The organism is Cellulomonas sp. plas2, assembly GCF_057221735.1.
Genome location: NZ_CM170155.1, coordinates 1,359,405 through 1,374,693, shown reverse-complemented (window position 1 = coordinate 1,374,693; position 15,289 = coordinate 1,359,405). Strand labels below are relative to the sequence as shown.

Below are 15,289 nucleotides of genomic sequence, written 5' to 3'. Positions count from 1 at the left end.
AGGTCTGGACGCCGGACGGGGGGTGCTGCTCAGACGGGCCCTCGCTCCGCGCTGCCGCCGCCGGGTAGGCCGCGGCGCCGGGCGCGGTGCGCGGCGGTGAGGTGCGGGTCCAGGTCGGCCGGGTGGCTGCCGGACAGGTGGCGGGCGGTGTTGACGAGGCCGACGTGGCTGAACGCCTGCGGCGTGTTGCCGAGCTGCCGGCCGGCGCGCGGGTCCCACTCCTCGCTGAGCATCCCCACGTCGTTGCACAGCCCGAGAAGTCGCTCGAAGGCGTCGACGGCCTCGTCGGTCCGGCTGATGCCGTGCAGGGCGTCGGCCAGCCAGAAGGTGCAGGCGAGGAAAGCGCCCTCGTCGCCGGGCAGGCCGTCGACGCCCTCGGCGCCGGTGTCGTACCGCAGGAGGAAGCCGTCGCGCAGCAGCTCGCGCTGCACGGCGTCGACCGTTCCGACCACGCGCTCGTCGTCCCAGGGCAGGAACCCCACCTGCGGGATCAGCAGGGTCGCCGAGTCCAGGCCGCGGGAGCCGTAGGACTGCGTGAAGGTGCCCCGGTCCGCGTCGAACCCCCGCGCGCACACCTCCGCGTGGATCTCGTCCCGGGTGCGCCGCCAGCGGTCCACCGGGCCGTCGAGGCCGAACTGCTCGACGGCCTGCACGGCCCGGTCCAGGCCGGTCCACGCGAGCACCTTCGAGTGCACGAAGTGCCGGCGCTCCCCGCGCACCTCCCACAGGCTGTTGTCCGGGTCCCGCCAGTGCCCCTCCAGGTGGTCCAGCAGCGCCTTCTGCAGGTCCCAGGCCGTGTCGTCGGTCTCGAGGCCGGCGCTGCGGCCCAGGTGCAGGCCGTCGAGCACCTCGCCCCAGGTGTCGAGCTGGAACTGGTCCGCGGCGGCGTTGCCCACCCGGACCGGCGACGACCCCTCGTAGCCGCGCAACCACGGCAGCTCGTACTCCTGCAGCCGCCGCGTGCCGTCGAGCCCGTACATGATCTGCAGCCGGGCCGGGTCCCCCGCGACGGCCCGCAGCAGCCACTCGCGCCAGGCGGCGGCCTCCTCGACGAAGCCCGTGCCGAGCAGCGCCTGGAGCGTGAACGTGGCGTCGCGCAGCCAGCAGTACCGGTAGTCCCAGTTGCGCACGCCCCCGATCCACTCGGGCAGCGACGTCGTCGCGGCCGCGACGACCCCGCCCGTCGGGCCGTACGTGAGCGCCTTGAGCAGCACGAGGGACCGGCGCACGGCGGCCGTCCACCGCTCCGACCGGCCCGGCACGCGCCCGGCGGGGCTCGTCGGGTCGACCGTGAACGTGAAGTCCTCGAGCCAGCCCTCCCAGAAGCGGACCGTCTCGTCGAGGGCGCGGAACGCGTCGACGTGCCGGGGGTGGGGATGCCACGAGGGTGCGTGCGTGAGCACGAAGGGCACGCGGTCGCCCGGCCCGACCTCCACCTCGCCGATCGTCGCGAGGTCCTCGCCGTGCAGCGGGACGGGGGTGTCGAGGTGGACCGCGTCCGGGCCGGCCACCGCGCGCACGCCGGTCGCGGTGCGGCGCACCCACGGGACCACGCTCCCGTAGTCGTGGCGCAGGCGCAGGGTGCTGCGCACGCGGACGCGCCCGGACACGCCCTCGACGAGGCGCACCACGTCCGGCAGGCCGTCGCGCGGCGGCATGAGGTCGACGACGCGGACGGTGCCGTCGGGCGTGTCCCACTCCTGCTCGAGGACGAGGGTGTCGCCGCGGTAGCGCCGCCGCGAGGCGTGACCGGCGCCCACCGGAGCGATCCGCCAGTGGCCGGTGCGCTCGTCGTCGAGCAGGGCGGCGAAGCACGCCGGGGAGTCGAACCGCGGCAGGCACAGCCAGTCGACCGAGCCGTCCCGCCCGACGAGCGCCGCCGTCTCCGTGTCGCCGATGAGGGCGTAGTCCTCGATGCGCATCACGCGCCTCCCCGTCCCGCTCGGTCGTCCCCGGCGGCGCCCTGCGCCCGGGGACCAGGCTGCCCGTCGACGGGCACCGCGGCCACCGCAGGATCCGGCGGGACGACCCGGGGCAGGCGTCGGCACCCCGGGGGCGGGACGGGCTCGGGTGCGGGACCCCGGCACCGCCCCTAGCGTCGGTGCCACCGGCCGGGTCGCGACGAGGTGCCCCGACCGCCCACCGGGACGCCCCGCCGAGCCAGGAGGTCCGCCGTGAAGGTCGCCGAGATGATCCGCACCACCCCCGCCCAGGTCGACCTCGACCACGACCTCCTGGCGCAGGCGGTCGAGGGCGCGGCCACGTGCGCGCAGGCCTGCACGGCCTGCGCCGACGCCTGCCTGTCCGAGGGCGCCGTGGCAGACCTGCGCGCGTGCATCCGCGCGGACCTCGACTGCGCCGACATCTGCGCCACCACCGTGCGGGTGCTGTCCCGGCACACGGCCTACGACGCCGCGATCACCCGGGCGCAGCTCCAGGCGTGCGTGACGGCCTGCCGGTCGTGCGGCGCGCACTGCGAGGAGCACGCGGGCATGCACGAGCACTGCCGGATCTGCGCAGAGGCGTGCCGCACGTGCGAGGAGCTGTGCCGGCAGCTGCTCACCACGATCGCCTGACGGTCCCGGGATCGGGGCCTACCCGTCGCCCGGCGGCACCAGCCGCGCGACCGTGCGGCCGTCGGCGGCCACGACCGCGCCGTCGGGGCCGCGCCGCAGCTCGAGGTCGTCCGTGCCGCCGTCCCCGCCGCCGTCCCCGCCGCGGTCCCTGCCGTCCTGCCCGTCACCCGCCGACGCGGGCAGGACATCGGTGACGGGCGTGCGCCACAGCAGCCGCCCGTCCCCGAGCGCGCGCGCGACGAGGGCGGGCACGCCGTCCGCCGTCTCCGGCGCGAGCACCCGTCGGCCGTCGGTCAGCTGCCCGCGGCCGACCGCCGCCCCGGCCGCCGTCCGCCACCGCTCCTCGCCCGTCGCCGCGTCGAGGGCCCGCACGCCCTCCGAGGTCGCGACGACGAGCAGCCCCTCGAGCAGATCCGCCCGCAGCGCGCCGCGCGGCACGCCCGTCCGCCACACCTCGTCGCCGGACCCCGGGTCGTGGGCGACGAGGTCCTGCCCGCCGTCGACGTCCTCCAGGAGGACGACGAGCCCCGGCGCCGTCCCGTCGTCGACGGCCGTCACGGCGAGCCCCCCCGGCAGGAGCGGGCCGTCGCCGGGCACGCCATCCTCGCCGCCGGTCCCGTCGCCGTCCTCCGCCCCCACGCGCACCGCCGGCCTGCCGCTGCCGTCGAGCACCTGCCGCGCCTCCCAGCCGGCGCCGCGCTGGGCCGTGCCGCCCGGCTCCCAGCCGACGAGGGTCTCCCCGGCGCGGACCTCGCCGGTCGCGGCGTCGAACCGCACCCGCTCGCCCGACACGTCGAGGACCACCTCGTCGAGCCGCGAGGACCAGGCGAACACGCCGGGGAAGCCGCCGCCCTCGCGGCCCTCGTGGGTCCACGCCTCCTCGCCGGTGCGGAGGGACAGCGCCGTCACCTCGAACCGTCCGCCGAGGTCGACCTGGTGCCGGACGAGGTGCCGGGCGACGACGCTCGACCCACCGCCCGCCGCGGGCACGGTGAAGGCCTGCAGCCGCTCACCGGTCGCGGCGGTCAGCACGACGACCCGCGTGAAGCCGGGCCCCTCGCCGTCGCCCTCGTAGCGCTCGCAGACGACGAGGGCCTCGTCGGGCGGCACCGCCCCCGTCGGGGTGGTCGGTGCGCACCGGCCCTCCGCCTCGTAGCGGACGCTGCCGTCGTCGAGCCTCACGGCCACGGTGGTGCGTTCGCGCTGGACGAGCACGAGGTCGTCGAGGAACCGCGGGTCCTCGCCCGGCACCGACCACGCGGCGACGAGCGGCCGGCCGAGGCCGGCGCTGAGCCCGTCGGTCCGCGCCAGGCGCTCGTCCACCCGCGCCTCCCGCTCGCGGTCGACGACGAGCGCGCCGCCGCCCGCGAGCGCGACCACGACCGCCGCACCGACGAGCAGCCGCCGTGACGGACGCGGTGCCGGTCGCCGCGCCGGCCCGGCCGCGTCGACGGGCGGGGCGACGGGCTCCTCCTCGTCGTCCCACACCGCCTCGTGGTACCGGCGTCCCGCCGCCATCGGCCGTCCCCTCCCGTGCCCGACGAGGGTGCCACAGGAGGCCTCCCCATGACGGGCAGGGCCGGGCAGCGGTGGCGGGTCCTCCCCACCGGGGTGAGGCTGTGCGTCGGTCCGACGGGCGGCCCGTGGTCGAGCACCGGCCCGCGGCCCGGTCGCGGGCGGGCGCCGGGAGGTCGCACATGACGGGATGGCTGGTCGCCGGGGGCTGGGGCCTCGTGGGCGGGCTCGCCCTGGTGCTCGGGGCGCTCGTGGCCTGGTTCGTCAAGGTGCCCGCCGCGGTCACCGCCGGGGTGATGGCCTTCGGGTCCGGCGTCCTCATCTCCGCGCTCGCCTTCGACCTCGCGGCGGACGCCGCGGACACGGGCGGGATCGCCGCGGCGGCGGTCGGGCTGCTGGCGGGCGCCGTGGCCTACGTCGGGGCGAACCTCGCGCTCGACCGCTGGGGCGCCCGGCACCGCAAGCGCTCGTCGCACCCGCAGCCGTCGGAGGGGCAGCAGGCGGGGTCGGGCCTGGCGATCGCCGTGGGCTCGCTGCTCGACGGCATCCCCGAGTCGGTGGTGCTCGGGCTGAGCCTGCTCGGCGGCGGGGGCGTCAGCACCGCCATGGTCGCGGCGGTCGTCATCTCCAACGTCCCGGAGGGCCTGTCGAGCGCGGCGGGGATGAAGGCGGCGGGCCGGTCCGCGCGGTACGTCTTCGGCGTGTGGACGACGATCGCCGTGGTCGTCGGCATCGCCGCCGCCCTGGGGTACGCCGTCCTCGGCACGGCCTCCCCCACCACGGTGGCGGTCATCACCGCCGTCGCGGCCGGCGCCATCCTCACGATGGTCGCCGACACGATGATCCCCGAGGCCTTCGAGCGGACCCGCACCTTCACCGGTCTCGTCGCGAGCCTGGGCTTCGTCGTCGCGTTCGCCCTGTCCCGCGGGGAGTAGTCCGCCCGCCCCCGCCCCCGTGCCGGCCGCACCCGCGTCGGCACCCGTGCCGACCGGAGGTCGTGTGCACCACGTCGAGGTCTTCCTGCTCGCGGCCGGCGCGGTCGTCGTCGCCGCCGCGTGCCGGCGCCGGGGCTGGTCCGCCCCGCTCGTGGTGCTCGCCGTGGCGCTGCTCGTGTCCTTCGTCCCCGGCGTGCCGCGGTACGAGGTGGACCCGGAGCTGCTGCTGGAGTTCGTGCTGCCGCCGCTGCTGTACTCCGCGGCCCAGGCCAGCTCCTACCGGGACTTCCGCCGGTCGCTGAGCTCCATCACGCGCCTGGGCGTGGGGCTCGTCGTGGTCACCGCGTTCGCGGTGGCGGCCGTGGTCACGGCGCTGGTGCCGCAGCTGCCGTTCGCGGCGGCGCTCGTGCTGGGCGCGGTCGTCGCGCCGCCGGACGCGGTGGCCGCCGCCGCCGTCGGTCGCCGGCTGGGGCTGCCGCGGCGCGTCATGACCCTGCTGTCCGGCGAGAGCCTCATCAACGACGCGACCTCCCTCACGCTGTACAAGGTGGCGCTCGCGGGGGTCGCCACCGGTGCGTGGGCGCTCGGGGACGCGGCGGGGACCTTCGCGCTGGCGGTGGTGGCCGGCGTCGGCGTGGGGCTCGCGCTCGGGTGGCTGCTGCACCGGGCGCGGCTGCGGCTCGACGACCCCGTCGTCGCCTCCGCGTTCGGGCTGCTGACCCCCTTCGCGGCGTACTGGTCCGCGGAGGCCGTCGGCGGGTCCGGCGTCCTGGCCGTCGTCGCCGCCGGTCTCTACCTGGGGCACCAGTCGCCGCGGGCGGGGTACGCGACGCGGCTGTACCAGGGGCCGCTGTGGTCGACGGTCGACCTGCTGCTCGAGGCGTTCACGTTCGCGCTCATCGGCATGCAGCTGCCGTGGCTCGTGCGCGACCTCGTCGCCTCCGACCAGGGGCTGGGGCACGGCGTGCTCGTGTCGGCGGCGACCGCGGCGACCGTCGTCCTCGTCCGGCCCCTGTACGTGTACGCCACCCGGCGGTTCGACGACCTGCGCCTGCCGGGCAGCCACCGGCCGCCCGGCGACGCGCTCACCCGTCGCGAGTCGGCGGTGGTGAGCTGGGCCGGCATGCGCGGCGTGGTGACCCTCGCCGCCGCCGCGGCGATCCCGCAGACCATCGACGACGCCGACTTCCCCGAAAGGGCCACCCTGCAGCTCGCCGCCTACGCCGTGGCCATCGGGACCCTCCTGCTGCAGGGGCTCACGCTCCCGGCGGTCATCCGCCGCCTCCGGGTGGGGTCGGAGCGCGAGGAGCGGGCCGACGCGGCCCAGGAGGCGGCCGCCCGCCGCGCCGCGCAGGAGGCCGTGGAGCAGGTGCTCGCCGACCAGCGGCCCGTGTGGCGGCAGGCGCTGGGCCGCGAGCGCGCGGACGTCGCGCTGGACCGCATCTCCGCCGCCTGGCAACGCCGCACGACGGCGGCCGCGCAGGTCCTCGACCCGCACACCGACGACGAGGACGAGGACGTCGTCGTCGCCGCGCTCCCCGTGCCCGCGGGCGCGGCGTCCCCGGAGCCCACCGCGGCGCAAGGCCCCGGCGACGAGCACCCCCGCGACGAGCACGCCCGCGACGAGCAGGCCCGCGACGAGCACGCCCGCGACCAGGACGCCCTCGCCGACGACCACGACCCTGCCCCGGCCAGGCACCTCGACGCGACGGCCGCGGCGGACGCCCGTGCCGCCGCGGAGGCGGCGGAGGCCGCCGTCGCCTCGGCGGGCGGACCGACCGGCGAGGGCGGGTCGGGACCGGACCCGTTCGCCGAGGAGGCCGAGCCGCTGGAGGCCCCCGGCCGCTCGTCGCGCCGACCGGCGACCGATGGCGGCGGCGACGGGGACTCCGACGACCTGACGGCGGACGAGCACGGGGACGAGCACGGGGACGAGCACGGGGACGAGCACGGGGACGAGCACGGGGACGAGCACGGGGACGAGCACGGGGACGAGCACGGGGACGGGCACGGGGACGGGGACGGGGACGGGGATGGCGGCGACGACCGCGGCCGTCCGGACGACGACCGCCGCGCCGGCGCCGGCTCCGGCGCCGCCCGCCTCGCGCGGCTGCGCCGCCCGGGGACCCGCTCGTCGGGCGCCTCCCCCAGCACGCGGGAGCAGAGCCTGCGCGTGCAGGACCTGCGCCGTCGGCTGGTCGCCGCCCAGCGCGCCGTGCTCGTGCGGCGGCGCGACCGCGGCGAGCTGGACGAGGAGGTCATGCGGCGGATGCTGCGGGAGCTCGACCTGGAGGACGAGGCGATGTCGGCCTCGTGGGTGGAGCGCGTCCGTCCCTGACCGGCCGTCCGCGGGCACGGCAGGCGGCACGGCAGGCGGCACGGCAGGCGGCACGGCAGGCGGCACGGCAGGCGGCACGGCGGGCGGCGGAGGGGGACCTCCGTCCCGGTCCCCCGTCGCCCGCGCGCGCACCCGTGAGGTGGTGGGACGACTTCGGGACGTGGGTCCCAGGGATCGTCGTCGGACCGTCCCTAGCGTCGTGGACGTACCGAGGCGGGCACGGGCTCCAGCCCCGCGCCGGCCCCCTCCCACGGACAGGAGACCACGGTGACCACCACCGAGACGGGCACCCCCGCCACCCGCACCCGCGCGCCCAGGGCCGCTGCCGGTGCCGCAGCGACGGCGCCCGTCGCCCCCGCGACCCCCACGCCTGCGACCCCCACCGCCGCGACCCCCACCGTCGCGGCACCGGCCGCCGACGACGCGGCCGTCGCCGCCGCGATCGACGGCCTCGTCGCCAACGCCACGAAGGCGCTCGCGGAGTACGCGCGCTTCACGCAGGAGGACGTCGACCGCCTCGTCAAGAAGGCCGCCGTCGCCGCGCTCGACCAGCACGGCCACCTGGCCCAGCTCGCGGTGGCCGAGACCGGCCGCGGCGTCTTCGAGGACAAGGCCGTGAAGAACATCTTCGCGTGCGAGCACGTGACGAACTCGATGGCGGACCTCAAGACGGTCGGCGTCGTCGCCCGCGACGAGCTCAACGGCATCGTCGAGATCGCGGAGCCCGTGGGCGTCGTCTGCGCGATGACGCCGGTGACCAACCCGACCTCGACGGCGATCTTCAAGGCGCTCGTCGCCCTCAAGACCCGCAACCCCATCGTCTTCGCGTTCCACCCCAACGCCCAGCAGTCGTCGGTCGCCGCGGCCCGCGTGGTGCGCGACGCGGCGGTCGCGGCCGGTGCCCCCGAGCACTGCATCCAGTGGGTCGAGACGCCGTCGATGGCGGCCACCGGCCTGCTCATGAACCACCCGGGCGTGGCCCTCATCCTGGCCACCGGCGGCAACGCGATGGTCCGCGCCGCCTACTCCTGCGGCAAGCCCGCGCTCGGCGTCGGCGCCGGCAACGTGCCCGCCTACATCGAGAAGACGGCGAAGCTCAAGCGGGCCGTCAACGACGTCGTCCTGTCCAAGGCCTTCGACAACGGCATGATCTGCGCCTCCGAGCAGGCCGTCATCCTCGACGAGGCGATCTACGACGAGGCCCTCGCGGAGTTCGCAGTCCTGCACGCCTACCGCACGACGCCCGCCGAGAAGGCGATGCTCGAGCGGTTCATCTTCGGCGTCGAGGCCGGCGGCGAGAACTGCGCCGGCGCGAAGCTGAACCCGGCGGTCGTCGGGAAGTCCCCGGCGTGGATCGCCGAGCAGGCGGGCTTCCGCGTCCCGGCCGACACGTCGATCATCCTCGCCGAGGTGTCGCAGGTCGGGCCGTCGGAGCCGCTGACGCGCGAGAAGCTGTGCCCGGTCCTCGCCGTCCTGCGCGCGAGCACCACCGAGCAGGGCATCACCCTGGCCGAGCAGATGGTGGAGTTCGACGGCCTCGGCCACTCGGGCGCCATCCACACGCAGGACGAGGCGCTCATGGAGGAGTTCGGCAGCCGGGTCAAGGCCGTCCGCATCATCACCAATGCGCCCTCCTCGCTCGGCGGCATCGGCGACATCTACAACGCCTTCATCCCCTCGCTCACCCTCGGCTGCGGGTCCTACGGCCACAACTCGGTGTCGAACAACGTCTCGGCGGTGAACCTGGTGAACATCAAGCGCGTGGGCCGCCGCAACAACAACCTGCAGTGGTTCAAGGTGCCGGCCAAGACGTACTTCGAGCCGAACGCCATCCGCTACCTCGCGGACATGCCCGACGTCGAGCGCGTCACCATCGTCACCGACGCCACGATGACCACCCTCGGGTTCGTCGACAAGGTCATCGACGTGCTCAACCGGCGCCACACGAAGGTCGCGCTGCAGATCATCGACCAGGTCGAGCCGGAGCCCTCGGTGCGCACGGTCCAGGCCGGCGCCGCGCAGATGCGCCACTTCCGCCCCGACACGATCATCGCGCTGGGCGGCGGCTCCCCCATGGACGCCGCCAAGGTCATGTGGCTGCTGTACGAGCACCCGGAGATCGTGTTCTCCGACCTCAAGCAGAAGTTCTTCGACGTGCGCAAGCGCGCCTTCAAGTTCCCGACGCTGGGCGACCTGGCCAAGCTCGTCTGCATCCCGACCACCTCGGGCACCGGCGCGGAGGTCACGCCGTTCGCGGTCATCTCCGACCCCGACGCGGGCAAGAAGTACCCGCTGGCCGACTACGCGCTCACGCCCACCGTGGCGATCATCGACCCGGTCCTGACCTCCAAGATGCCGCGGTCGCTCGCCGCCGACTCCGGCTTCGACGCCCTCACGCACGCCACGGAGGCGTTCGTGTCCGTCTACGCCAACGACTTCACGGACGGCATGGCGCTGCAGGCGATCCGCCTCATCTTCGACAACCTCGCGCTGTCGGTGAACGGCGACCCGGCCGACCCGGCGACGAAGGACGCCCGCGAGAAGATGCACAACGCGGGCACGATCGCCGGCATGGCGTTCGGGAACGCGTTCCTGGGCATCGTGCACGCGATGGCGCACGTCGTCGGCTCGACCTTCCACCTGGTCCACGGCCGGACGAACGCCACGCTGCTGCCGCACGTGATCCGCTACAACGGCACCGTCCCGACGAAGCTCACCTCGTGGCCCAAGTACGAGCACTACGTGGCCCCCGAGCGCTTCCAGCAGGTCGCGGCGATGCTCGGCCTGCCGGCGGCGACCCCCGCGGAGGGCGTCGAGTCCTACGCGCTGGCCGTCGAGTCCCTGCGCGCCAAGGTCGGCATCCCCGGCTCCTTCCAGGCGCAGGGCGTCGTCGAGGCCGACTTCCTCGGCCGGCTCGACGAGGTCGCCATGGGCGCCTACGAGGACCAGTGCGCCCCGGCGAACCCGCGCATGCCGATGATCGAGGACATGAAGGCGATCATGACCGCGGCCTACTACGGCACGTCGCTGGAGGACGTCCGGGGTCGCACGGCGGAGGGGGTCGGCGCGGGCGTCGCCTGAGCCGGCCCGGTCCGGGGGGCGGTGGGTCGTGCCGCCGCCGCCACCCCGGAGCGCCGCCACGAGGTGCCCCGTCCGGCCTGCGCCGGGCGGGGCACCGTCGCGTCCGGGCGCCCGGGGACGACGAGGGTCGGTCCGACGCCGTCGGCAGCCGCACGCCGGGACCGTGCGGCCCCGCCCCCCCGGTGCAGACTGTGGTCATGTCGAGCACCACGGCCCTCCCCCGACGACGGCGCCACCCCCTGCGGCCGGCCGCCACCGCGCTGCTCGTCGCCGGCGCGCTGCTGCCCGCCCTCGCCGGGTGCGCCGAGGCGCAGGAGGCCATCGACCAGGCGCAGGGCGCGGCCGCCAGCATCTCGGCGCAGGCCGGGGACGCCGTCGACCGCGCGCGCAGCGCGGTCGAGGAGGCCCGGGCGCAGGTGACCGGCGCGCAGGACGCGATCGACGCCGCCCGGGCCCAGGTCGAGGGGCTCGGGGCCGACGCCGCGCAGGGCGGCCAGGACGCGCTGGCCGACGCGCAGACCGCCGTCGACGACGCCCAGCGCGTGCTCGACGACGCGACCGCCGCGGGCAGCACCGCCCCGGCGGAGGCCGTCGAGCAGGCCCGCACGCGCCTCGAGGAGGCTCGCGCCGAGCTCGAGGCCCTCGCGGGCTCGGCCGGCGGGGACGCCGCGACGGCGCTCGCGGACCTGGCGCAGCGCCTGCAGGGCCTGTCGGAGGAGCTCGCGGCCACCCAGGGCTGACCCGACCGGGTCGCCCGCCCGGCCGTCCGTGACAGCACCCGGGTGAATCCGTCCGTCCCGGGCGCGGCACCCTCACGACGGGCGGCGCCGGGGCCGATGGTGGAGGCATGTCCGCCCGCACCCCGCAGCGCAGCCTGCGCCGCACCCACCCGGAGTGGTAGGTCGTCTCGGCGTGGGGCTCGCTCGTGCTCGTGCTGGGCGCGGGCCTCGCGGCGGCCGCGGGCCTCGGTCCCGCCTGACCCTCCGGCGCCGGCGGACGAGCCCGCGCCTATCCTCGCGGGGTGACCAGCACCACGCCGACCACGCGCCCGTCGGGCACCGCCGCCGCACCCGCCCGCTGGCAGGAGGTCGCGCGGGCCGCGGGCCTCATGCGCGGCGGCACGCTGCGGGCGACGGTCTTCGCGGAGATGTCGGCGCTCGCCACGGCCACGGGCGCCGTCAACCTCGGTCAGGGCTTCCCGGACACGGACGGGCCGGCCGAGGTCGTCGCCGCGGCGGCCCGGGCGCTCGTCGAGGGCCACAACCAGTACCCGCCGGGCCCCGGCATCCCCGCGCTGCGGCAGGCGGTGGCCGCGCACCAGGAGCGGCACTACGGGCTGCGCGTCGACCCGGACCGCGAGGTGCTCGTGACCGCCGGGGCCACCGAGGCGCTGGCGGCGGCGGTCCTGGCCCTCGCCGGGCCCGGCGACGAGGTGCTCACCCTCGAGCCCTTCTACGACGCCTACGCCGCGGTCGTCGCCATGAGCGGCGCCCGGCACACCACCGCGCCGCTGCGACCGGGGCCGGACGGCCTGCGCCCGGACCTCGACGCCCTCGTCGAGGCGGTCACCTCCCGCACGCGCGTGCTGCTGCTCAACACGCCCCACAACCCGACGGGCACGGTGCTCACGCCCGACGAGCTCGCGGTCGTCGCGGACCTCGCGGTGCGGCACGACCTCGTCGTGCTCGCCGACGAGGTCTACGAGCACCTCGTCCTGGACCCTGCGGCCCGGCACGTGCCGATCGCGTCCCTGCCGGGGATGGCCGAGCGGACGCTGACGGTCTCGTCGTCGGGCAAGACCCTGAGCCTCACGGGCTGGAAGATCGGCTGGGTCACCGGGCCCGCCGCGCTGGTGGACGCGGTGCGGACGGTCAAGCAGTACCTCACCTACGTGTCCGGGGCGCCGCTGCAGCCGGCGATCGCCTTCGCGCTCGGCGACCCCGGGGTGGCGCGGTGGGTGGACGACCTCGTCGCCTCGCTCACCGTGCGCCGGGACCTGCTCGTCGACGGGCTGCGGGACGCGGGGTTCGCGGCGGTCGTGCCGCAGGGCACCTACTTCGTCCTGGCCGACGCCGCGCCGCTCGGCGTCGAGGACGGCGCCGCGTTCTGCCGGGAGCTGCCGGGCCGGGCCGGGGTCGCGGGGGTGCCGGTCACGGCCTTCACGCACGAGGGGTCCGCGACCGACCGCGAGCTGCGCTCGTGGGTGCGGTTCACCTTCACGAAGCGCGAGGACGTCCTGCACGAGGCGGTGGCCCGGCTGCGCGCGATGCCCCGCTGACCCGGCAGGGCACCGCCCACCGGGTGCGACTCGCCCCACCGATCCAGCGCGACGCGGGCCACGCGGACCCGACGCGACGCGCGCCGCGCGAGCCCGACGCGACATGGGCCACAGCGACCCGGCGACGCGCGGGCCGCTCCGACCCGGCGAGGCGCAGGCCGGCCCCGGTCAGTGCCCGCCGACCCCCGCGACCGCGTCCGCGACCGCCGGGTCCGCGGACCGCCTGCGGTACGCGGGCGTGGCGACGACCAGGACGGTGAGGCAGAGCGCCGCCGCACCGAGCATCACGGCGGCCATGGCCACGGCGTCGCCGCCGAGCACACCCGTGAGGGGCGAGACGACCCCCGCGACGCCCGCCTGGAAGCACCCGACGACAGCGGCGCCGCTCCCCGCGACCTCGCCGTGGCGGGACAGCGCCAGCGCGGAGGCGTTCGGAGGCGTGAAGTTCACCGCCGTGAGGATGCAGAACAGCACGACCAGCAGCGGCACGAGCCCGCCCGCTCCGGTGAGCGCCAACGCCAGCAGCGCGCCCGACAGCACGAGGGTCACGACCGGCGCCACGCGCAGCACCCCCAGGGGTCCGACCCGCGTGACGATCGCCGCGTTGGCCTGGGCACCCAGCACGAGCCCTATCCCGTTGAGCGCGAACACCAGCGCGAACGCCTGCGACGACAGGCCGTACTGCTCCTGCAGCACGAACGGCGAGGAGATGACGTAGCTCATGAGCACCGCCATCCCGAGGCCGGGCAGCACGGCGAGGGCGACGAAGCCGCGGTCGTGCAGGAGCTGGCCGTACCCGTGCAGGGCCGTCCCCACACCGCCCTGCCGTCGGCGCTCGGGCGGCAACGTCTCCTCGAGCCGCAGGTGCACGAAGATCGCGAGCGCCACCCCCATGACGGCCAGGGCGCCGAACACGCCCCGCCACCCCACCTGGGAGGCGATGCCCCCGCCGAGCGAGGGCGCCAGGAGCGGCGCGGCGCCGATGACGAGCATGAGCCGGGACATCATGCGCGAGGCCTCGGCCCCGACCCAGCGGTCCCGGATGACCGCGATGGCGCCGACCGTCGCGGCGGCGGCCAGGAAGCCCTGGGACACGCGCAGCGCGACGAGCACGCCGATGCTGGGCACGACCGTGCAGAGCAGCGAGGTCAGCACGTGCCCGGCGATGCCGACGAGCACCGGCCGGCGCCGGCCGAAGCGGTCGGACAGCGGCCCCATGACCAGCTGACCCATGGCGCCGCCGATGAGCATGCCCGTCATGGTCAGCTGGGCGCCGGCCACGGACGTGCCGAGCTCGCGGGCGACGTCGGGCAGCGACGGCAGGTAGAGGTCGGTCGCCATCGCCGGCAGGGCGCACATCGACCCGAGGAGGACGACGTCGCCGACAGACGCCTTGCCGGACCGGGCGGACACCGGCGGGGCCGGTGGCGTCCCCGTGACCGCGGTGCCGTCGTCCGACGGGTCGCGGACGACGTCGGAGGGGACGTCGGCCGCGAGGGCGGCCGGCGAGTCCGGGACGTGCTCGACGGCAGTCTCCACGGTGTGCTGAGCGGTGCGTCGGGCGGTGTGCTCGGTGGTGTCGGCCGGACCGGCCGAGGGGTCGGGGACGCGCTCGGCGGCATCGACCCGGACGGGGACTGCGGGGGCGGGCTCGGGACTCATCGTGATCCATGGTCGCACCGGAGGGCGCGCCCGACGAATCGATTCGACTGGTGGTGCCGAACGGGCGTGCAGCCTCGCTCGTGGCACGCTCGTGGCACGCTCGGAGCATGTGCGGTCGCTACGCCTCGTTCCGGGAGGACCAGCAGCTCGCCGACGAGTTCGCCGTCGCCGTGGTGGCCGACGACGTCCGGCTCCTGCCGCCGTCGTGGAACGTCGCGCCGACGGACGGCGTCCGCATGGTGGTGGAGCGCGCGGACCGCGGGACGGGCGAGGTGACGCGGCAGCTGCGGCCGGCACGGTGGGGTCTCGTGCCCTCGTGGGCCAAGGACCCGTCCGTCGGGAGCCGCATGATCAACGCCCGGGTCGAGACGCTGCTCACCAAGCCCGCCTTCGCCAAGCCCTTCGCCGTCCGGCGGGCGCTCCTGCCCGCGGACGGCTGCTACGAGTGGCAGAAGCCGCCGCAGGGGGCGCCGCGCGGGGCCCGCAAGCAGCCCTGGTACATCCACCCGGAGGACGGGGCGGTCCTCGCGCTGGCGGGGTTGTACGAGTTCTGGCGCGACCCGTCGCGGGCGGACGACGACCCCGACCGCTGGCTGGTCAGCGCCACCGTCATCACGCGCCCGGCGACGGAGGCCCTCGCCGCCGTGCACGACCGGCAGCCGCTGGCTCTCGCCCCCGACCGCTGGGCCGCGTGGCTCGACCCCGCCGTCGGCGCCGACGAGGCCCGCGAGCTGCTCGAGGTCGAACCGCCGGCACTCGTCGCGACCCCGGTCTCGACGCGGGTCAACGCCGTCGCGAACAACGGTCCGGACCTCGTCGAGGAGGTGCCGGTCGAGCCCGCGGTCGCCGCGGACGGCCCGGAACCACAGGTCTGACGGCGTTCCAGCACCACAGCCCCCTCCGG

The 15,289-nt window shown here is 76.3% G+C and carries 10 protein-coding genes; 7 read left to right on the top strand and 3 right to left on the bottom strand.

Annotation, left to right across the window (positions count from 1 at the left end; translation table 11 throughout):
* Nucleotides 1-29: 29 nt before the first annotated feature.
* Nucleotides 30-1,925, bottom strand: a complete 1,896-nt coding sequence (locus AC2TDM_RS06195; RefSeq protein ID WP_484636145.1) for a glycoside hydrolase family 15 protein — start codon at nt 1,923-1,925, stop codon at nt 30-32.
* A 249-nt stretch (nt 1,926-2,174) separates the two neighbouring features.
* On the opposite strand from AC2TDM_RS06195, the gene AC2TDM_RS06190 reads away from it, so the two are divergent.
* Nucleotides 2,175-2,576, top strand: coding sequence for a four-helix bundle copper-binding protein (locus AC2TDM_RS06190; RefSeq protein ID WP_484636144.1), 402 nt, complete (start codon nt 2,175-2,177; stop codon nt 2,574-2,576).
* Nucleotides 2,577-2,594: 18 nt separating this feature from the next.
* Here AC2TDM_RS06190 and AC2TDM_RS06185 read toward each other — a convergent pair whose 3' ends face one another.
* Complete coding sequence (locus tag AC2TDM_RS06185; protein ID WP_484636143.1) at nt 2,595-4,094, bottom strand: outer membrane protein assembly factor BamB family protein; 1,500 nt, start codon at nt 4,092-4,094, stop codon at nt 2,595-2,597.
* 179 nt (nt 4,095-4,273) lie between these two features.
* Here AC2TDM_RS06185 and AC2TDM_RS06180 point away from each other — a divergent pair, with 179 nt between their 5' ends.
* The 5 genes from AC2TDM_RS06180 (at nt 4,274) to AC2TDM_RS06160 (ending at nt 12,723) form a co-directional block, all read left to right on the top strand.
* Nucleotides 4,274-5,026 carry a ZIP family metal transporter gene (locus tag AC2TDM_RS06180; RefSeq protein WP_090035006.1) on the top strand — a complete coding sequence of 251 codons (753 nt, stop codon included), beginning with the start codon at nt 4,274-4,276 and terminating at the stop codon, nt 5,024-5,026.
* A 64-nt stretch (nt 5,027-5,090) separates the two neighbouring features.
* Entirely contained in the window at nt 5,091-7,364 is a 2,274-nt protein-coding gene (locus tag AC2TDM_RS06175) for a cation:proton antiporter (protein WP_484636142.1), read from the top strand.
* 267 nt (nt 7,365-7,631) lie between these two features.
* Nucleotides 7,632-10,445, top strand: a complete 2,814-nt coding sequence (gene adhE, locus AC2TDM_RS06170) for a bifunctional acetaldehyde-CoA/alcohol dehydrogenase (protein WP_090035001.1) — start codon at nt 7,632-7,634, stop codon at nt 10,443-10,445.
* Nucleotides 10,446-10,642: 197 nt separating this feature from the next.
* A complete protein-coding gene (locus AC2TDM_RS06165; RefSeq protein WP_484636141.1) occupies nt 10,643-11,185 on the top strand; it encodes a hypothetical protein in 543 nt (180 codons plus the stop codon).
* Nucleotides 11,186-11,553: 368 nt separating this feature from the next.
* The gene (locus tag AC2TDM_RS06160) at nt 11,554-12,723 is read left to right on the top strand and encodes a pyridoxal phosphate-dependent aminotransferase (RefSeq protein WP_484636399.1); all 1,170 of its coding nucleotides are present in this window, start codon (nt 11,554-11,556) and stop codon (nt 12,721-12,723) included.
* Nucleotides 12,724-12,891: 168 nt separating this feature from the next.
* Here AC2TDM_RS06160 and AC2TDM_RS06155 read toward each other — a convergent pair whose 3' ends face one another.
* Nucleotides 12,892-14,385: a multidrug effflux MFS transporter gene (locus tag AC2TDM_RS06155; RefSeq protein ID WP_484636140.1), complete on the bottom strand. Its 1,494-nt coding sequence runs from the start codon at nt 14,383-14,385 to the stop codon at nt 12,892-12,894.
* 107 nt (nt 14,386-14,492) lie between these two features.
* Between AC2TDM_RS06155 and AC2TDM_RS06150 the strand changes: the two genes are divergently transcribed.
* Nucleotides 14,493-15,260, top strand: coding sequence for an SOS response-associated peptidase (locus tag AC2TDM_RS06150; protein WP_484636139.1), 768 nt, complete (start codon nt 14,493-14,495; stop codon nt 15,258-15,260).
* The last annotated feature ends 29 nt before the right edge of the window (nt 15,261-15,289 follow it).

What these genes read in the sequence shown, in the direction of transcription:
- AC2TDM_RS06185 (WP_484636143.1), bottom strand. Translation starts at nt 4,094, where the DNA reads ATGGCGGCGGGACGCCGGTACCACGAGGCGGTGTGGGACGACGAGGAG.
- AC2TDM_RS06165 (WP_484636141.1), top strand. Translation starts at nt 10,643, where the DNA reads ATGTCGAGCACCACGGCCCTCCCCCGACGACGGCGCCACCCCCTGCGG.
- AC2TDM_RS06180 (WP_090035006.1), top strand. Translation starts at nt 4,274, where the DNA reads ATGACGGGATGGCTGGTCGCCGGGGGCTGGGGCCTCGTGGGCGGGCTC.
- AC2TDM_RS06150 (WP_484636139.1), top strand. Translation starts at nt 14,493, where the DNA reads ATGTGCGGTCGCTACGCCTCGTTCCGGGAGGACCAGCAGCTCGCCGAC.
- AC2TDM_RS06160 (WP_484636399.1), top strand. Translation starts at nt 11,554, where the DNA reads ATGCGCGGCGGCACGCTGCGGGCGACGGTCTTCGCGGAGATGTCGGCG.
- AC2TDM_RS06155 (WP_484636140.1), bottom strand. Translation starts at nt 14,385, where the DNA reads ATGAGTCCCGAGCCCGCCCCCGCAGTCCCCGTCCGGGTCGATGCCGCC.